Origin of the sequence: Streptomyces sp. NBC_00354, from assembly GCF_036106915.1 — a bacterium.
Lineage (GTDB): Bacteria > Actinomycetota > Actinomycetes > Streptomycetales > Streptomycetaceae > Streptomyces.
This window is the reverse complement of record NZ_CP107983.1, coordinates 2,529,831-2,547,794: the sequence shown is the minus strand read 5'-3', so window position 1 is coordinate 2,547,794 and position 17,964 is coordinate 2,529,831. Positions and strand designations below refer to the sequence as shown.

Here is a 17,964-nt window from a genome sequence, read left to right as displayed (position 1 = left end):
CCGCATGACCCCGGATCTCCCAATCCACCCCAACAAGCCCTGAATACCCCGACGACCCCTGAATCGTGCGGTCCGGAAGACAGTGAGCGGCGGCCTCACCCTACCCGGCCCCTGCGCACCCTCCGTCAAGAGGCATAGTAGGTCCCCGGTCCGACAATCGAGGCCCGGGGACCGTACTCACCGACCGGGCCGTGCGGGGAGAAGCAGGCGGTCATGGCATCACGACGTGATGAACTCAACGCGTACACCTTTGCGAAGCGGCGCACGGTGGCCGCGTTCCTCCAGCCTTCCGCCACGGGGTCCGAGGAAGGTGCGCCGCGTCCGCTGCGCGCGGTCCTGCCCGGGCTGGTGGCGGGGGCGCTCGTACTCGCCGCGTTCGGTGCCTGGGGAATGTTCAAGCCGCAGGCGCCCAAGGGCTGGGACGAGGCCGGTACCAAGGTCATCGTCGGCAAGCAGTCGACGACCCGGTACGTGGTGCTCACGACCAAGGTGAACGGCAAGGACCAGACCCGGCTGCACCCGGTGCTCAACCTGGCTTCCGCCCGACTCCTCCTGGATCCACAGAAGTTCAAGGTCATCCAGATCGACGACAAGGTCCTGGACGCGGGCAAGCCGCCGCGCGGGCCCATCATCGGCATCCCGTACGCGCCCGACCGGCTGCCGGCCCCGCAGGACGCCGGCAAGGCGAAGCGGTGGGCCGTCTGCCAGGCGCCGGGCGGCAACGGCAAGACCGTGCAGACCGCGACGTTCGTCCTCGCCGACCGCGAGGCGGGGCTGATGGACGACGCCCGCAAGGTCACCGACAGCCAGATGCTGTACGTGCAGAGCACCGGCGGGGCCAAGGAGCGCTACCTGGTCGACGCGACGGGGACGAAGTACAAGTTCCCCGAAGGCGGCGCGGACGCCGGGAAGATGACCAACGCGCTGGTCGGCAGCACCGGCGCCACCCCGCAGCAGGTCACCGAGACGTGGCTGGCCACCCTCAACTCCGGGGACGACCTGGCCTTCCCGCAGCTGCCCGTCGCGGCCGGCACGAAGGCCGACGTGCAGGGCCTGACCACCGGCGACAACAAGGTCGGGATGGTGCTGAAGGCGCAGACCGGCTCCGGTACGCAGCACTACGTCGTGCTGCCCGGGAAGGTCGCGCCGGTCTCCGACTTCGTGGCGTGGCTGCTGATCTCGGCGCCCGCGACCGACGGCCTCAACATGCACGGAAAGCCCCGCGAGGTCGACCTCCAGTCGCTCAACCCGGACGCCACGGCCTTCAAGGGCGAGGCCAGGTGGCCGCAGAAGAAGTCCGACCGGATCAACCAGGCCGCCGGCTCCGGCGCCCGCGACACCGTCTGCAACGTGCTGCGCTCGGTCGACGGCCAGGGCAACCAGACGCTGAGCACCTGGGCCGGCACCGGATTCCCCATCGACATCACCGCCAGCGGTACGAGCGCGTACGTCACGCCGGGCTCGGGACTGCTCTACACGCAGGTCCAGGGCAAACAGACCACCGCGGGCGGCTCCCTCTTCCTGGTCACCGACACCGGCCTGCGGTACGCGGTGCAGGCCAACGGGGACAGCGACGCCGAGAAGTCGAAGATCGGCGCCCCCGACCAGCCGAACGGCCAGGCCGGTGCGGACGGCCGCCCCGAGGCCAGCCAGGCGCAGATCCGGCTCGGCTACGGGACGGTCACACCGGCCATGGTGCCCATCGCCTGGTCCGAGTTCCTCTCGAAGGGGCCGCGCCTGGACACCAACTCCGCCCGCCAGCCCCAGGGTTCGTGAGGACGCCGCCGATGCCCATGCCCTCGTACACGCGCAGCGCACTCGCCACCGCGGCCCTCGCCGTGGCCGCTCTGTCCGGCACGACCGCCGCAGCCGGTGCCGCCACCGCCGCCGCGGTGGCCGTGCCGTACCCGGAACCCGTCCGCGCACCGGCCCTGGACCTCGCGGGCGCCGGCGAGTGCACCTTCCCCATGAAGAAGCAGATCGCCGACCGCCCCTGGGCCCTGCAGCGGCTGCTGGTCGACGAGCTCTGGGCGCAGACCAAGGGCAAGGACAAGAACGGCAAGCCCGTCCGCGTCGCGGTCATCGACACCGGCGTGGACCGGGCGAACCCGCAGCTCAGCGGCGCCATCGACGTCGGCGCCGGCAAGGACTTCGTCGATCCCAAGGGCGGCGACGGCACGGGCGACACGGTCGGCCACGGCACCAAGGTGGCCGGGCTGATCGCGGCCCGACCGCAGGAAGGCACCGGCTTCGTCGGCCTGGCCCCCGACTCGACGATCATCCCGATCCGGCAGAACGACGGGCAGGGCAAGGGCAACGCCCTCTCCCTGGGCCAGGCGATCGACCACGCGGTGTCCAAGGGCGCCCAGGTCATCAACATCTCCCAGGACACCGACGTCCCCCTGAGCGCCGACTCCGAGCTCGGCAAGGCCGTCCAGCGCGCCATCGACGCGAAGGTCGTGGTCGTGGCCTCGGCCGGCAACGACGGCATGAGCGGCGAGAAGCGCAGGACCTACCCGGCGGCCTTCCCCGGCGTCCTCGCCGTGGCCGCCTCGGACCGCAACAACGAGCGGGCCGCGTTCTCCCAGCCCGGCGACTTCATCGGGGTCGCCGCGCCCGGCGTCGACATGGTCTCCACCGTCCCCGGCTTCGGCCAGTGCATCGACAACGGAACCAGCTTCTCGGCGCCCTACGTCGCCGGAGTCGCCGCCCTGCTGCGCGCGAAGCACGAGGACTGGTCCCCGCAGGAGATCGTCTGGCAGATCCAGGGGACCGCCGAGCGCTCGGTCAACGGCCGTGACGACTACGTCGGATGGGGCGTCGTCGACCCGGTCCGCGCGGTCACCCAGGACCACGACCGCCCCAAGGCCCCCGTCCCGGACCCCGGCCCGCCCCCGGCGGCCGCCCCCGAGGCGGCGGCGCTGCGGATCACCGAGACGGCGCAGGAGCGCGAGGAGCGGTTCGGTACGTACGCTCTCGGGATCGCAGGCGTGCTGATCGCGGTCATCGCGGGCACGGCGACGGTGGTCCGGGACGCCCGCAAGCGCCGAGGCCGTTTGCAGTGAACCGTCACAGTTCATCAACGGAAGCGGCCCACCGGTGTTGGGACCGTCCGATGAACTGGCTAGAGTGACACCAGGCTTCACGACTGTGATCGGGGGATCGCGTGAGGCGGAGGGGGAGTTCCAGGGCGCGCGGCTCGAATCCGCGCCGGGAACGCCCGCTCTGCCGCGCAATCCGCCGGTTCTGCCGGCGAATTGAGAAGTGAGGAGCTTCGGATGAGCAATTTCGGACTCGCAGACGATCCGATCGTCCAGGCGAAGAACAAGATCGAGACGACGGCCCGTGCCGTCACCACCCAGTCCCGCGAGCTGGCCGACATCCTCGCCACGGTGAGCGCCGGCTGGACCGGTGTGGGTGCCTCGGGCTTCGTCTCCGCCCAGACGGTCGTCAACGAGGACCACGACGAGATCCGTCGTCTGCTCGGGGTGCTGCACAACGCGGTCTCGCAGACCAAGAACCTCAGCAACGCGCAGGACGACGAGGTGCGCGCGGCGTTCAAGAACGTGCAGGCCTCCGCGGGCCAGGGCGGCTCCGGCCTCAACAGCATCTGACCTGCCCTTTACGTCTTTACGTCGTTTCCCACTCAGCTCAGCGCGAAGGAGAAGAACATGGCTGGTTCTGACGGCCACACCAAGGTCCGGTATGAGAGCGTCCAGGAGATGGCGAACCGCATCCGCGTCGTCTCGAAGAAGATCGTGACGGACCTGCAGGACATGGAGCAGGCCATCAAGGTCGTCACGGACACCTGGGACGGTGATGCGCACCAGGCGTACCTCACCCTCCAGAAGCAGTACAAGAGCAAGGCTGACGACATGCACAGGCAGCTCGAGCAGGTCGCCGCGCTGATCGAGCGCGGCAAGGGCGACTACCGCGCCACCGACGTGAAGGCCTCGCGCCTGTTCACCGAGGCCTACTGAGCCAGGTCGAACGCAGCCGCATGCGGATACGGGGCGCGCCCGCACCGGGCGCGCCCCGTCGTCGTACCCCGGGGTACCGGCCTCAGCGGGGGCCGCGGTCGAGGTCGAACTCCCCGTCCCTGGCCCCGAGCACGAAGGCCTCCCACTCGGCTGCGGTGTAGCGCAGGACGGTGTCCCGGTCGAGCGAGGACCGCATGGCCACGGCGCCCTCGGGCAGCCGGGCGATCTCGACCCGCTCCTCGTCGGGGCTGGTCCCGGGCGGGCCCTCCCACTCCACGCCGCTGATGTCGAGCGCGTACAGCTCGTCCTTCTCCTGCTGGGTGCCCATGTGCGGCCTTTCCCTCGGCGGTGCGGTGCTACCGCGGTCTTCACTGCCGATTATCGGTGCTCCGCGCGGCCCCGGGGGAGCGTTTCCCGTTGATCACGAGAAAGCGGGGCCTGGCCGGTGGCCGGGCCCCGCTTCTTGTCCGCGCTCGTCGTCCGGTCCTACATTCCCGGCAGGCGGCCCAGCTGGACCAGGGACGTGCCGCGCTTGCGCGAGGAGAAGTACGCCCGGCCCGGGGGCATCGGACGGGGGCGAACGTTGCCGATCAGGTCGCCTTCGGACGGGTCGCCCGACAGGACCACGCCCTGCGCGCCGAGCTCCTTGAAGCGCTGCATGAACGGCTCGTACAGCGAACGCGAGGCGCCCGCCGAGTTGCGCGCGATGATGAAGCGGACACCCGTGTCACGGGCGAACGGCAGGAACTCCACCAGCGGGGCCAGCGGATTGCCCTGGCTGGTGGCCACCAGGTCGTAGTCGTCGATGACGATGAACACGTCCGGGCCGGTCCACCAGCTGCGGTCGCGCAGCTGCTGCGGAGTGACGTCGGTCGGCGGCTGCCGCCGGGAGAACACCCCGCCCAGCGCCTCCATGTGCGTCTGCAGCGAGCTCGCCATCGGCGCGTACTCCAGCAGGTGCTCCTCCGGCAGCGCACCGAGCAGGCTCCGCCGGTAGTCGCCGACGACGAGCCGGGCCTGGTCCGGGGTGTACCGCTCCGCGATCTGCTGGCAGATCAGCCGCAGCAGGTTCGTCTTGCCGGATTCGCTCTCGCCGAACACCAGGAAGAACGGGTCGCTCTCGAAGTCGACGAACACCGGTTCCAGGTCCGTCTCGTCGATGCCGATGGCCAGCCCGCGGCCGGGGTTGTCCCCGCCCCTGGGCAGCTGGTCGGCGTGCAGCAGGCGCGGCAGCAGCCGTACGCCGGGAGCCGCGGCCCCCGCCCAGTTCTGCTTCACCGCCGACACGAAGGCGGCCGTGGCCTCCGACAGGTCCTCCGGGTCGTGCGCACCGTCGATCCGCGGCAGCGCGCCCAGGAAGTGCAGCTTCTCCGCGACCTGGCCGCGGCCCGGCATCCCTGTCGGCACGTTCGCCGCGACCTTGCGGTCGAACTCGGAGTCCATGACATCGCCGAGCCGCAGCTCCAGCCGGTTCAGCATCTGGTCCTTGAGCGCGGCCCGCACCTCCATGTACCGCGCCGCCGTGATCACCACGTGGATGCCGTAGCCCAGACCGCGCGAGGCGATGTCCGTGACCACCGACTCCAGGCCCTCGTACTCGGTGCGGAAGCCGCCCCAGCCGTCGACGACGAGGAACACGTCGCCCCACGCCTCGCCGGGCAGCTCGCCCGCCGCGCGCCGCCGCCGGTACGTGCCGATGGAGTCGACGTTGTTCGCGCGGAAGAACTCCTCGCGGCGGTTGAGGATGCCCCCCACCTCCGCGACCGTACGCCGCACCCGCTCCGGGTCCAGGCGCGAGGCGATCCCGCCGACGTGCGGCAGCTCGGCGAGCGACGACATGCTGCCGCCACCGAAGTCCAGCCCGTAGAACTGCACCTCGCGCGGCGTGTGCGTCAGCGCGAACGAGGAGATCAGCGTCCGCATCAGCGTCGACTTGCCCGACTGCGGACCGCCGACCACCATCATGTGGCCGGCCGCACCCGAGAAGTCCCGGTACAGCACCTCGCGGCGCTGCTCGAAGGGCTTGTCGATGAGGCCGAGCGGTACCACGAGCCCGCCGGGCCGTGTGTACCCCTCCGCGTGCAGCCCCCGCTCCGCCGAAGGCGCCAGCGCCGGCAGCAGCTGGTCCAGCGGCGGCGCCTGGTCGAGCGGCGGCAGCCACACCTGGTGCGCCGGCACGCCCTGGCCCTCGAGCCGGGCCACGATCACGTCCAGCACCGTGTCCGCGAGCGCGTCGTCCTCCCGCTCCGACTGCGCCGCCAGGTACGCCGGGTCCGGCGCCGCGTACACGACCGGCACCGGCGTCGCGGTGAACAGCGCGGGACGCCGCTCCACCGGGAACAGGCCCACCGACAGGTCCGGCCCGCCCGAGCGGTAGGTGCCCGAGACGTACGCCGCCTTGAACCGCGTCATCTCGTCCGTACCGAACTTCAGGTAGCCCGAACCCGGCACCGACGGCAGGTGGTATGCGTCCGGCACGCCGATCGCGGTACGCGACTCCGCCGCCGAGAAGGTCCGCAGACCGATCCGGTACGACAGGTACGTGTCCAGCCCGCGCAGCTTGCCCTCCTCCAGGCGCTGCGAGGCCAGCAGCAGGTGCACACCCAGCGAGCGGCCGATGCGGCCGATCTGGATGAACATGTCGATGAAGTCGGGCTTCGCGGTCAGCAGCTCGCTGAACTCGTCGATGACCAGCACCAGCGAGGCCAGCGGCTCCAGCGGGGCACCCGCCGCGCGCGCCTTCTCGTAGTCGTGGATGTTCGCGTAGTTGCCCGCCGAGCGCAGCAGCTCCTGCCGGCGCTGCAGCTCACCGCGGATCGAGTCGCCCATGCGGTCCACGAGCGTGAGGTCGTCCGCCAGGTTGGTGATGACCGCGGCCACGTGGGGCATCTGCCCCATGCCCGTGAAGGTCGCACCGCCCTTGAAGTCCGCGAGGACGAAGTTCAGCGTCTCCGAGGTGTGCGTGACCGCGAGGCCCAGCACCAGCGTGCGCAGCAGCTCCGACTTGCCGGAACCGGTCGCGCCCACGCACAGGCCGTGCGGGCCCATGCCCTCCTGCGCGGCCTCCTTGAGGTCCAGCATGACCGGCGCGCCGTCCTCGCCGACACCGATCGGCACGCGCAGCCGCTCACCGGCCGAACGCGGCCGCCAGGTGCGGGCCACGTCGATCGAGGCCGCGTCGCCCAGGTTCAGCAGATCCGTGAAGTCCAGGTTGGCCAGCAGCGGTTCGTCGTCGTCCCCGCCACCGGTGCGCAGCGGCGCCAGCTGCCGCGCGAGCGCCTCCGCCGCGGGCAGCGACAGCGTGTCGGGTACGCCCTCGTACGCGATCCCCGCGCCCGACTCCAGCCGCAGCCGGCCCGGCCGCACCACGACCGACAGCCCGCCGCGCGGCTCGTCCAGCTCGCCCGCGACCACCTCGACGATGGTCACGCCCTGCAGTCCCTCGGCCGCCGCGAACGCCGAGTCCGGCGGCACCAGGCCGCCCCGGGAGTTCGCGTCCAGTACGACGACCAGGTGCGGCTGGTCCAGCACCGGGGAAACGTCCCGGCTGAACCGCGGCCGCCCCTCCAGACGCGGCGCCAGCAGCCCCTCCAGCTCGGCCAGGTCATCGCTGAACAGCCGCTTCGTGCCGGCCCCGTCGACCTGCCCGGGGACCTGCGTGTGCGGCAGCCACTTCGTCCAGTCCCACGCGGGCACCGCGCCGGGCGCCGCCACCACGGCCACCACCAGGTCCTCGGGGGAGTGCAGCGTGGCCAGCTGTGCCACCAGCGCCCGCGCCGCCCCGCGCGCCGACTCCGGCTCGCCGGACACGGTCACGTGGTAGAACGCCCGCAGCGACACCGCCACCGGCAGCCCGTCCAGCGAGGAGTGCACCTTCAGGAAGCGCTGCATCGCGCCCGCCGTCAGCGGCTCCAGCTCGTCCACGGGCGCCGTGTCCGGCGCCACCAGCGGAGTCGCGAGGCGCTGCGCGCCCAGCCCGAGCCGGGCCTGGCCGAAGTCCTCGTCGCCGACGCGCCGCTCCCACAGCCGTGAACCCTCGGCCACAACCGACCACAACTGCTCGGGGGCCGGGTGCAGATACAGCTGCGCGTCGCGCTGCGCCCGCGCGGTCCTGCGGACCTGACGGCGGGTCTGCGCAAGATATTTCAGGTAGTCCCGCCGCACATCGGCCATTTGCCCCTGCGTACCGCGCCGGTGGCGCGCCAGCTGGGCGAGGACCATGCCCACCGTGGACACCAGCATCAGCACACCCATGATGCGCATGAAGGGCGCCGCACCCGGCATGAAGAAGAAGACGACCGACGAGCCCATGCCGAGCATCGGCAGGAGCTGCATCAGCATGCCCTCCTGCTGCCCGCGGGGAAGCTCCGGCGGAGCCTCCAGTCTCAGCTCGTCCGAAGGAACTTCGGGCGGCAAGGACCGCGGCGGGCGTTTGACGACGATCTGACTCACCGGAGCATCAATCCCTCGAAAACGGACGGGACGTCGCAACCGGCGCCCCCAAGTCCCGGGCGCGAAGGGGGTCTCCCCTGCGCGACGGTGATCCTACTTGCCGACAGTCACTCATACTCCCGGTAGGGTGGCCCGCGCAGTATGCGCATCCGCGAATCCAAGGCGAGAGCCCATGCATCCGCTTCGCCAACCAGGGGGGTCACACAGGTGAGTACGGCCGCAACGACGGGCTTCTGCAGGGTCACCGTCGTGGCTCCCGACAGCCGCATCGACGTCGCCCTTCCCGAGGACATCGCCGTCGCCGACGTCTATCCCGAACTCCTGCGCCTCACCGGCCAGACCCAGCCCGTCGGCGCCCCCACCGGTTTCCACCTGGTCCGGCGCGACGGCACGGTCCTCGAGGGCGCCCGCACGCTCGCCGCCCAGCAGGTCCTCGACGGCGAGGTGCTGAGCCTGCGCCCGTTCGCCGAGTCGCTGCCGCCGGCCGTGTTCGACGACGTCTCCGACGCCGTCGCCTCCGCCGTCGTCCGCGACCGCCACCTCTGGAGCGACGACATGTTGCGCGGCGCGGGCCTGGCAGGCGCCGCCCTGCTGCTCGTCCTGCTCGGCTTCGTCCTCTGGTACGCCGACCCGGTCCGCCACGACATGCACGGCCTGCCCGGCATCATCGCCGGCGCCGCGGGCGTGCTCCTCACCGCCGCCGCCGGAGTGCGCGCCCGGGTCTACGGCGACCGCGGCTCCGCCGTCGCCCTCGGCCTCGGCGCCCTCCCGCTCCTGCTGATCGCCGGCTCCGGCATCATCGCCGCGGGCGCCGGCGAAGGACCCGGCCGACTGCAGTTCCTGCTCGGGTGCGTCTGCGTCCTGGTCGCCTCCGTGGCCCTGGTCGCACTCACCCCCAACGGGGACGCCCCCTTCGTCGCGGCCACCTTCCTCGCCACCACCGGAACCCTGGCCACGTTCGTCGCCATCGTCACCGAGGCCTCCGCCACCGCGACCGCCGCCGTCTGCGCCCCCGTGGCCATCGGCCTCGTCGCCTTCCTGCCCGGCCTCTCCGCCCGCTTCGCCCGGCTGCCCATCGGCTACGCCGCCCCGCAGAGCGCCGTGGAGAGCTACGAGACCCCGGACCGCTACGAGACCGAGCCGTACGGTGACCCCGCCGGCTCCGAGCAGCTCGACCCGGGCACCCCGCTCGACGCCGAGGCCATAGCCACCCAGGCACGCCGCGGCCACGAGATGCTCCTCGGCCTGGTCGGCGGCTGCGCCGCGGTCGTCGTCGGCTCCGCCGCCGTCCTCGGCTTCTCCGACAACACCTGGGGCCGGCTGCTGGCCCTCGCCACCGGGCTGGCCATGCTGCTGCGCGCCCGCCTCTTCCGCTACACCTCCCAGGTCGTGTGCACCCTGGTCGCCGGCCTGGCCGCCATCGGACTGCTGATCCTGGGCCTGGCCCTGCACCCGCCGGCCGACCTGGTCCGGGAGCTCGTCCAGTACCACGACCGCGGCGGCCTGGACCTCCGTACGATCTGGCTCTCCGCGGCCGTCGCCGCCGGCGCCGCCCTCCTCGCGGGAATTGCGCTTGTCATCCCCCGCAAGGGCCTGTCACCCTTCTGGGGACGGCTGCTCGACCTCACCGAGGCGGCAGTACTGCTCAGTCTTGTCCCGCTGGCCCTCGCCGTGCTGGACGTGTACGCCCGGGCCCGCGCTCTCACCAGCTGAGACAGGGGCCGCGCGGCAGCCTGGTACGCTGTGTGACGGCCGTTTGTGTACGCGCCCCCGGAAACCCTCTGGAGGCTGCGCTCAGCGGACCCCGCCTCCCGAGTTACGGAAGATCCCCAGAGAATTCGACCTGGGGCACTCGGTGGCCACGAAGACCTATACGAGGAGTACGCGTGTCGCTCGACGCCGCTACGAAGAAGCAGATCATCGCCGAGTTTGGTGCCAAGGAGGGCGACACCGGCTCCCCCGAGGTCCAGGTCGCGATGCTCTCCAAGCGCATCACGGACCTGACCGAGCACCTCAAGACCCACAAGCACGACCACCACTCCCGTCGTGGTCTGCTGATCCTGGTCGGCCAGCGTCGCCGCCTGCTGCAGTACCTGGCCAAGAAGGACATCCAGCGCTTCCGTACGCTGGTCGAGCGCCTCGGCATCCGCCGCGGTGCGGCCGGCGTCAAGTAAAGACGCTGTGAAGGGAGCGGTTCCCACACTGAGGGGGCCGCTCCCTTTGCTGTACGTGCAGTCGCTCTACGTGCGGGACGTACCGGACGCTTTGTAGTCTGGACGCACGTGCATGGCGAACCACGTGCACAACTGAAGAGGAGGAGCGCCCTCCCTACGCCGCCGGTCCTCGGTAGTGGTACCCGGAGAGCCCCACGGGCACTGGACCGGGTACTTCGATCGAAGACCGGCCCGCACGCAAGGAGCGCTTCTCCGCAACCGTCCGCAGCCACACGGGCAGCGGACGGAGACGACGAAAATGGAGAAAACGCTAGTGGAGAACGAGACCCACTACGCCGAGGCCGTCATTGACAACGGTTCCTTCGGCACCCGCACGATCCGCTTCGAGACGGGCCGTCTGGCCCGCCAGGCCGCCGGCTCCGCCGTTGCCTACCTGGACGACGACACGATGGTGCTTTCCGCCACCACCGCGTCGAAGAAGCCCAAGGACCAGCTCGACTTCTTCCCCCTGACGGTGGACGTCGAGGAGCGCCAGTACGCGGCCGGCAAGATCCCCGGATCCTTCTTCCGCCGCGAGGGCCGCCCCTCCGAGGACGCGATCCTCACCTGCCGTCTGATCGACCGCCCGCTGCGCCCGTCCTTCAAGAAGGGCCTGCGCAACGAGATCCAGGTCGTCGCCACGATCATGGCGCTCAACCCGGACCACCTGTACGACGTCATCGCGATCAACGCCGCGTCCGCGTCCACCCAGCTGGCCGGTCTGCCCTTCTCCGGCCCGATCGGCGGCGTCCGCGTCGCGCTGATCCGCGGCCAGTGGGTGGCTTTCCCGACGCACACCGAGCTCGAGGACGCCGTCTTCGACATGGTCGTCGCGGGCCGCGTCCTGGACGACGGCGACGTCGCGATCATGATGGTCGAGGCCGAGGCCACCGAGAAGACCATCACCCTGGTCAAGGGCGGCGCCGAGGCCCCGACCGAGGAGATCGTCGCCTCCGGTCTGGACGCCGCGAAGCCGTTCATCAAGGCCCTCTGCAAGGCCCAGGCCGACCTGGCCGCCAAGGCCGCCAAGCCCGAGGGCGAGTTCCCGGTCTTCCTGGACTACCAGGACGACGTGTACGAGGCCCTCGCGGCCGCCGTCAAGGGCGATCTCTCCCAGGCGCTGACCATCGCGGGCAAGCAGGACCGAGAGGCCGAGCTGGACCGCGTCAAGGAGATCGCCGCCGAGAAGCTCCTCCCGGCCTTCGAGGGCCGCGAGAAGGAGATCTCCGCCGCCTACCGCAGCCTGACCAAGGCCCTGGTGCGCGAGCGCGTCATCAAGGACAAGGTCCGCATCGACGGCCGCGGCGTCACGGACATCCGTACGCTGGCCGCCGAGGTCGAGGCCATCCCGCGCGTGCACGGCTCGGCGCTGTTCGAGCGTGGCGAGACCCAGATCCTGGGCGTCACCACCCTGAACATGCTCCGCATGGAGCAGCAGCTGGACACCCTCTCCCCGGTGACCCGCAAGCGCTACATGCACAACTACAACTTCCCGCCGTACTCCGTCGGTGAGACCGGCCGCGTGGGCTCGCCCAAGCGCCGCGAGATCGGGCACGGCGCGCTCGCCGAGCGCGCGATCGTGCCGGTCCTCCCGACCCGCGAGGAGTTCCCCTACGCGATCCGTCAGGTGTCCGAGGCCCTCGGCTCCAACGGTTCGACGTCCATGGGCTCGGTCTGCGCCTCCACCATGTCGCTGCTGAACGCCGGTGTGCCCCTCAAGGCCCCCGTCGCCGGTATCGCCATGGGCCTGATCTCCCAGGAGATCGACGGCAAGACGCACTACGTCGCCCTCACCGACATCCTCGGTGCGGAGGACGCCTTCGGCGACATGGACTTCAAGGTCGCCGGCACCAAGGAGTTCGTCACCGCGCTCCAGCTGGACACCAAGCTCGACGGCATCCCGGCCTCCGTCCTGGCCGCCGCCCTCAAGCAGGCCCGCGACGCCCGCCTCCACATCCTCGACGTGATGATGGAAGCGATCGACACGCCGGACGCGATGTCCCCGTTCGCCCCGCGGATCATCACCGTCAAGATCCCGGTGGACAAGATCGGTGAGGTCATCGGCCCCAAGGGCAAGATGATCAACCAGATCCAGGAGGACACCGGCGCCGAGATCACGATCGAGGACGACGGCACCATCTACATCGGTGCCTCCGACGGCCCGGCCGCCGAGGCCGCCCGCGCCACGATCAACCAGATCGCCAACCCGACCATGCCGGAGGTCGGCGAGCGCTACCTGGGTACGGTCGTCAAGACCACCACCTTCGGTGCCTTCGTCTCCCTGATGCCCGGCAAGGACGGCCTGCTGCACATCTCGCAGATCCGCAAGCTCGCCGGTGGCAAGCGGGTGGAGAACGTCGAGGACGTGCTCGCGGTCGGCACCAAGGTCCAGGTCGAGATCGCCGAGATCGACCAGCGCGGCAAGCTCTCCCTGATCCCCGTGATCGACGGCGAGGCCGCCGGCGACGACGCTGACAAGGACGACTCCGACAAGTGACGTCGCGTAGTTCCCGTGTGACGGCCCGCCCCTCTTCGGAGGGGCGGGCCGTCGCCCGTACCCAAACTCTCCTCAAGGGCGAGAACGGCATCGGCACCGTCCGGCGCACCGTCCTCCCCGGCGGACTGCGCATCGTCACCGAGACGCTGCCCTCGGTCCGCTCCGCCACCTTCGGCATCTGGGCGCACGTGGGCTCCCGCGACGAGACGCCCACGCTCAACGGTGCGACGCACTACCTCGAGCACCTCCTCTTCAAGGGCACCGCCAAGCGCAGTGCCCTCGACATCTCCTCCGCGATCGACGCGGTCGGCGGCGAGATGAACGCCTTCACGGCGAAGGAGTACACCTGCTACTACGCACGGGTGCTCGACACCGACCTGCCGCTGGCGATCGACGTCGTCTGCGACATGCTCACCGGCTCGCTGATCCGCGAGGAGGACGTCGACGCCGAGCGCGGCGTCATCCTCGAAGAGATCGCGATGACCGAGGACGACCCGGGCGACTGCGTGCACGACCTGTTCGCGCACACGATGTACGGCGACACCCCGCTGGGCCGCCCCGTCCTCGGCACCGTCGACACGATCAACGCCCTCGGCGCCGACCGGATCCGCCGCTTCTACAAGAAGCACTACGACCCCCGCCACCTGGTGGTGGCCGCGGCCGGCAACGTCGACCACAACAAGGTCGTACGCCAGGTCCGCGCGGCCTTCGAGAACGCCGGCGCCCTGCGGCACACCGACGCCGAGCCGATCGGCCCGCGCTCCGGAGCCAAGCGCATCCGCACCTCCGGCCGCGTCGACCTGATCAACCGCAAGACCGAGCAGGCCCACGTGGTCCTCGGCATGCCCGGCCTGGCCCGCACCGACGAGCGCCGCTGGGCGCTCGGCGTGCTGAACACGGCCCTCGGCGGCGGCATGTCCTCGCGCCTCTTCCAGGAGGTCCGGGAGAAGCGCGGCCTCGCCTACAGCGTGTACTCGTACACCTCGGGCTTCGCCGACACCGGGCTCTTCGGCGTGTACGCGGGCTGCCGCCCGAACCAGGTCCACGACGTGCTGCGGATCTGCCGCGGCGAGCTCGACAAGGTCGTCTCCGAGGGGCTCACGGACGAGGAGATCAAGCGGGCCATCGGCCAGCTGTCCGGCTCCACCGTCCTCGGCCTCGAGGACACCGGCGCGATCATGAACCGCATCGGCAAGAGCGAGCTCTGCTGGGGCGACCAGATGTCGGTCGACGACATGCTGGCCCGGATCGCGTCCGTGACCCCGGACGACGTCCGCTCGGTCGCGCAGGATGTACTGGCCCAGCGGCCGTCGCTCGCGGTGATCGGCCCGCTGAAGGAGAAGCAGGCCGCCCGCCTCGACGAAGCGGTGTCCTGAGACCCCGAGACCCTGGATACCTTGGGGCCGGGCACCGGCCGCCGGCCGGTACCCGGCCCGTACGACAGGAAGCGAAGAAGCATGAGCAGCAAGCTGCGGGTGGCCGTTCTCGGCGCCCAGGGCCGCATCGGCTCCGAGGCGGTCAAGGCCGTCGAGGCCGCCGAGGACATGGAGCTGGTGGCCGCCCTCGGCCGCGGCGACAAGCTGGAGACGGTGGCCGAGGCCGGCGCGCAGGTCGCGGTCGAGCTCACCACCCCCGCCTCGGTCATGGAGAACCTGGACTTCCTCATCCGCCACGGGATCCACGGCGTGGTCGGCACCACCGGCTGGAACGAGGAGCGCCTCGCCCAGCTGGACACCTGGCTCGCCGCCTCCCCGCAGACCGGCGTGCTCATCGCCCCGAACTTCTCCATCGGCGCCGTCCTCACCATGAAGTTCGCCGCCCAGGCCGCCCGCTACTTCGAGTCCGTCGAGGTCGTCGAGCTCCACCACCCGAACAAGGTCGACGCCCCCTCCGGCACGGCGACCCGTACGGCGCAGCTCATCGCGGCCGCCCGCGCCGAGGCCGGCTGCGCCCCGCAGCCCGACGCCACGGCCACCGCCCTGGACGGCGCGCGCGGCGCGGACGTCGACGGCGTCCCGGTGCACGCGATCCGCCTGCGCGGCCTGCTGGCCCACCAGGAGGTGCTGCTCGGCGGCGAGGGCGAGACCCTGACCATCCGTCACGACTCCCTGCACCACAGCAGCTTCATGCCGGGCATCCTGCTCGGCGCGCGCCGCGTCGTGCAGCACCCGGGCCTCACGTTCGGCCTGGAAAACTTCCTCGACCTCGGCTGATGAGCAGGCAGTAGTACCCATGCGCGCGAAGATCACTTACTTCCTCACGGCCGCCGTCCTGGTCGTCTACTTCGTCCTGGCCGGCAGCCGGGGCGTGCTGCTGATCCGGCAGGGCACCTGGCTGACCGTGACCTTCGGGGCGGCCGTGCTGATCCTGCCGGTCATCGGCGTCTGGTTCCTCTGGAAGAACACGCAGTTCGTGACGAAGGCGAACCAGCTCGCGACCGAGCTGGAGGCCGAGGGCGGGCTGCCCGTGGACGAGCTGGAGCGGGACGAGTACGGCCGGATCGTGCGGGACTCCGCCGACGAGGTCTTCGCGCGCCGCAAGGCCGAGACGGAGGACGCACCGGGGGACTGGCGCAGCTGGTTCCGCCTCGCCGTCGCCTACCACGACGCCCGCGACACCCCGCGGGCCCGCAAGGCCATGCAGCGGGCCATCGCCCTGCACGGCGGACCGCGCGGCTGAGCCGGCCCGCAAGCCCGGTAAGCCCCGCAGGTAAAACCCTGGAAGCCCGTACAGCCGCCTGAGCGGATCCTGTACGGGCTTCCAGGGCACTGCACGTCGGTGTCAGGCGGGCACGGCGGCCCGGTACTCGTCGGCCCAGGCCTCGACCATGTCGGCGGCCCGGTCGAACGCCTCGGCCCGCGACAGGAAATCGGCGTTGTGGTCGGTCAGCAGCACCGGCAGCTCCGCGCCGTCGCGGGCGGCCGCCGTCAGGGCCTGGCCTTGGACGGTCCGCGGCAGCCCCAGCCAGCGCACCGGCTGCTGGACCGTACGGACCTCGGTGATCTCGTCCCAGCCGATCGAGCGGGTCCGGAAGAAGCCCACCCGGCGAAGCCCCGTGGGGCTCACCCAGACGCCCGCCATGAGCAGGCGCAGCGCCGACCCGATCACGGCGAGCGCGGCGGCCACGCAGACACCGGCACCGGCCCAGGCGCCCGCGAACGCGATGATCATGGTGGCGAGCAGCATGAACGCCGCCAGCAGGAGCAGCAGGGCGGCGCCGGCCACCCGCCAGGGCCCGGGCCGGTACGGCCGGCGCCAGCGATCGGGGTCCTCGTGGGCCAGTACGTCCTCGTCGGCAGTGTCTTCGTGCGCGTCGAACGCGCGGTCGGCCGTCAAGAAGGGCAGGGGCACGGCTGTACCTCACTCACATGCACGTTCGGTTGGGCTGTGCCCGTGAGGCTACCGCCCCTCGGAGGCCTCCGACTGCTGCGACTTGGCGGGCGCCTGGTGGGGCTGCAGTGCGGGCATGCCGAAGAGCAGGGAGCCCACGAGCCCCGCCACCACGGTCAGCCCGACCAGACTACGGGCGGCCATCTGGGCCGCGCCCAGTCGTTCGCGCGGCGGCGGAGTGACATTGCTGCGGAAACGGTCGGCCTCGGCGACGAAGGCGAACGGGACGGGTTCGCTCCGGCGAAACATAAAGCGACTCTCCTCACGGTCAGGGCCCTGGGGCGGCGGTGGCGGGTGTGTGTGGCGTGTACCGGTGAAGACGTACGAGCCGCTCAATCGGTGCCTGAATTCGGGACATTAACCAATTTTTATGGCTGGGCGTCAGCTGAAAGGGTGACGGAGCCGCCGCCGTGGCCTGCGCCTGATCCGCGCGAGAGCTGCGCGGGGAGCCGCCGGCTGCGCCGTAGAGTGAGCGCGCCCCAAGTGAGTCGTTCGGAAGGACCCCCGGTGAGCGAGACCGCCGCTTCAGACCTGAAACCCAGCTTCCGCAGTGATGTGACGGTGGAGCTGGTGAAGCACTCCGCCGCCGACTCCGACGTGCTGTGGGCCGCCCGTGTCTCCACGGCCGGCGAGCAGTCGCTCGAAGAGCTCCAGAAGGACCCGGAGCGCTCCAAGGGCCTCATCAACTACCTGATGCGGGACCGCCACGGCAGCCCCTTCGAACACAACTCGATGACCTTCTTCATCAGCGCCCCGATCTTCGTGTTCCGCGAGTTCATGCGGCACCGCGTCGGCTGGTCGTACAACGAGGAATCGGGCCGCTACAGGGAGCTCGAGCCGGTCTTCTACGTCCCGGACGCCGAGCGCAAGCTCGTCCAGGAGGGCCGCCCGGGCAAGTACGTCTTCGTCGAGGGCACCGCGGCCCAGCAGGAACTGACGGGCCGGGTCATGGAGGACTCGTACCGTCAGGCCTACGAGGCCTACCAGGAGATGCTGGCCGCGGGCGTGGCCCGCGAGGTTGCCCGTTCGGTCCTGCCGGTCGGACTTTTCTCCTCGATGTACGCCACCTGCAACGCGCGCTCGCTCATGCACTTCCTCGGCCTGCGCACGCAGCACGAGCTCGCGGCCGTCCCCTCCTTCCCCCAGCGGGAGATCGAGATGGTCGGCGAGAAGATGGAGCAGCACTGGGCCGCGCTCATGCCGCTGACGTACGCCGCGTACAACGCCAACGGCCGCGTCGCCCCGTAAGGGTCGGTACGGCCCGATGGGCACGGATGGACCCACTCCGTACTGATGTACGGAGTCAAGTCCGAAGTGTCCGTATTGCCACGTTTCGTAAAGTTCATCTAGGCTGATCAAACGGACCCGGCACTGCTTGAACCCCCGAGCAGGCAGTGCCGGGATCCAACAGACCTCCCAGCCCGTGCCGGGA

General features: G+C 70.8%; 15 protein-coding genes. 11 read left to right on the top strand and 4 right to left on the bottom strand.

Annotation, left to right across the window (positions count from 1 at the left end; translation table 11 throughout):
• The first annotated feature begins 213 nt into the window (after positions 1 to 213).
• The 4 genes from eccB (at position 214) to OHT74_RS11045 (ending at position 3,980) form a co-directional block, all read left to right on the top strand.
• On the top strand, positions 214 to 1,776 hold the full coding sequence (gene eccB / locus OHT74_RS11060; protein WP_266663169.1) for a type VII secretion protein EccB: 1,563 nt from the start codon (positions 214 to 216) through the stop codon (positions 1,774 to 1,776).
• A 17-nt stretch (positions 1,777 to 1,793) separates the two neighbouring features.
• Complete coding sequence (mycP, locus tag OHT74_RS11055; RefSeq protein ID WP_328623300.1) at positions 1,794 to 3,065, top strand: type VII secretion-associated serine protease mycosin; 1,272 nt, start codon at positions 1,794 to 1,796, stop codon at positions 3,063 to 3,065.
• A gap of 213 nt (positions 3,066 to 3,278) precedes the next feature.
• Positions 3,279 to 3,614: a WXG100 family type VII secretion target gene (locus tag OHT74_RS11050; RefSeq protein ID WP_266997297.1), complete on the top strand. Its 336-nt coding sequence runs from the start codon at positions 3,279 to 3,281 to the stop codon at positions 3,612 to 3,614.
• A gap of 57 nt (positions 3,615 to 3,671) precedes the next feature.
• Positions 3,672 to 3,980, top strand: coding sequence for a WXG100 family type VII secretion target (locus OHT74_RS11045; RefSeq protein WP_266663165.1), 309 nt, complete (start codon positions 3,672 to 3,674; stop codon positions 3,978 to 3,980).
• 82 nt (positions 3,981 to 4,062) lie between these two features.
• Here the strand turns inward: OHT74_RS11045 and OHT74_RS11040 are convergent, their stop codons facing one another.
• Both OHT74_RS11040 and eccCa read right to left on the bottom strand, forming a co-directional pair.
• Positions 4,063 to 4,308: a DUF397 domain-containing protein gene (locus OHT74_RS11040; RefSeq protein WP_030303613.1), complete on the bottom strand. Its 246-nt coding sequence runs from the start codon at positions 4,306 to 4,308 to the stop codon at positions 4,063 to 4,065.
• 158 nt (positions 4,309 to 4,466) lie between these two features.
• The gene (gene eccCa / locus OHT74_RS11035) at positions 4,467 to 8,432 is read right to left on the bottom strand and encodes a type VII secretion protein EccCa (RefSeq protein WP_266663162.1); all 3,966 of its coding nucleotides are present in this window, start codon (positions 8,430 to 8,432) and stop codon (positions 4,467 to 4,469) included.
• Positions 8,433 to 8,639: 207 nt separating this feature from the next.
• Between eccCa and eccD the strand changes: the two genes are divergently transcribed.
• The 6 genes from eccD to OHT74_RS11005 all read left to right on the top strand — a co-directional run bounded on the left by eccD (position 8,640) and on the right by OHT74_RS11005 (position 15,821).
• On the top strand, positions 8,640 to 10,145 hold the full coding sequence (eccD, locus tag OHT74_RS11030) for a type VII secretion integral membrane protein EccD (RefSeq protein WP_328620164.1): 1,506 nt from the start codon (positions 8,640 to 8,642) through the stop codon (positions 10,143 to 10,145).
• Positions 10,146 to 10,318: 173 nt separating this feature from the next.
• Positions 10,319 to 10,606 carry a 30S ribosomal protein S15 gene (gene rpsO, locus OHT74_RS11025; RefSeq protein WP_030161433.1) on the top strand — a complete coding sequence of 96 codons (288 nt, stop codon included), beginning with the start codon at positions 10,319 to 10,321 and terminating at the stop codon, positions 10,604 to 10,606.
• A gap of 313 nt (positions 10,607 to 10,919) precedes the next feature.
• Positions 10,920 to 13,142, top strand: coding sequence for a polyribonucleotide nucleotidyltransferase (locus OHT74_RS11020; protein WP_266672644.1), 2,223 nt, complete (start codon positions 10,920 to 10,922; stop codon positions 13,140 to 13,142).
• The gene (locus OHT74_RS11015) at positions 13,139 to 14,518 is read left to right on the top strand and encodes a M16 family metallopeptidase (protein ID WP_266997300.1); all 1,380 of its coding nucleotides are present in this window, start codon (positions 13,139 to 13,141) and stop codon (positions 14,516 to 14,518) included. Before OHT74_RS11020 ends, OHT74_RS11015 begins: the two co-directional genes overlap by 4 nt.
• Positions 14,519 to 14,599: 81 nt before the next feature.
• Entirely contained in the window at positions 14,600 to 15,355 is a 756-nt protein-coding gene (gene dapB / locus OHT74_RS11010; protein ID WP_266663155.1) for a 4-hydroxy-tetrahydrodipicolinate reductase, read from the top strand.
• Positions 15,356 to 15,374: 19 nt separating this feature from the next.
• Positions 15,375 to 15,821, top strand: a complete 447-nt coding sequence (locus OHT74_RS11005; protein WP_266663153.1) for a hypothetical protein — start codon at positions 15,375 to 15,377, stop codon at positions 15,819 to 15,821.
• Between the two features lie 102 nt (positions 15,822 to 15,923).
• Here OHT74_RS11005 and OHT74_RS11000 read toward each other — a convergent pair whose 3' ends face one another.
• Together OHT74_RS11000 and OHT74_RS10995 are read right to left on the bottom strand one after the other, a co-directional pair.
• On the bottom strand, positions 15,924 to 16,493 hold the full coding sequence (locus OHT74_RS11000; protein ID WP_328620163.1) for a PH domain-containing protein: 570 nt from the start codon (positions 16,491 to 16,493) through the stop codon (positions 15,924 to 15,926).
• Between the two features lie 48 nt (positions 16,494 to 16,541).
• Positions 16,542 to 16,781, bottom strand: a complete 240-nt coding sequence (locus OHT74_RS10995; RefSeq protein ID WP_053786194.1) for a hypothetical protein — start codon at positions 16,779 to 16,781, stop codon at positions 16,542 to 16,544.
• Positions 16,782 to 17,039: 258 nt separating this feature from the next.
• Between OHT74_RS10995 and thyX the strand changes: the two genes are divergently transcribed.
• Positions 17,040 to 17,780 carry an FAD-dependent thymidylate synthase gene (gene thyX / locus OHT74_RS10990; protein WP_266636204.1) on the top strand — a complete coding sequence of 247 codons (741 nt, stop codon included), beginning with the start codon at positions 17,040 to 17,042 and terminating at the stop codon, positions 17,778 to 17,780.
• Positions 17,781 to 17,964 lie beyond the last annotated feature (184 nt).

Coding starts and splice junctions, on each gene's coding strand:
- OHT74_RS10995 (WP_053786194.1), bottom strand. CDS start 16,781: ATGTTTCGCCGGAGCGAACCCGTCCCGTTCGCCTTCGTCGCCGAGGCC.
- OHT74_RS11005 (WP_266663153.1), top strand. CDS start 15,375: ATGCGCGCGAAGATCACTTACTTCCTCACGGCCGCCGTCCTGGTCGTC.
- OHT74_RS11050 (WP_266997297.1), top strand. CDS start 3,279: ATGAGCAATTTCGGACTCGCAGACGATCCGATCGTCCAGGCGAAGAAC.
- dapB (WP_266663155.1), top strand. CDS start 14,600: ATGAGCAGCAAGCTGCGGGTGGCCGTTCTCGGCGCCCAGGGCCGCATC.
- eccB (WP_266663169.1), top strand. CDS start 214: ATGGCATCACGACGTGATGAACTCAACGCGTACACCTTTGCGAAGCGG.
- OHT74_RS11040 (WP_030303613.1), bottom strand. CDS start 4,308: ATGGGCACCCAGCAGGAGAAGGACGAGCTGTACGCGCTCGACATCAGC.
- mycP (WP_328623300.1), top strand. CDS start 1,794: ATGCCCTCGTACACGCGCAGCGCACTCGCCACCGCGGCCCTCGCCGTG.
- OHT74_RS11045 (WP_266663165.1), top strand. CDS start 3,672: ATGGCTGGTTCTGACGGCCACACCAAGGTCCGGTATGAGAGCGTCCAG.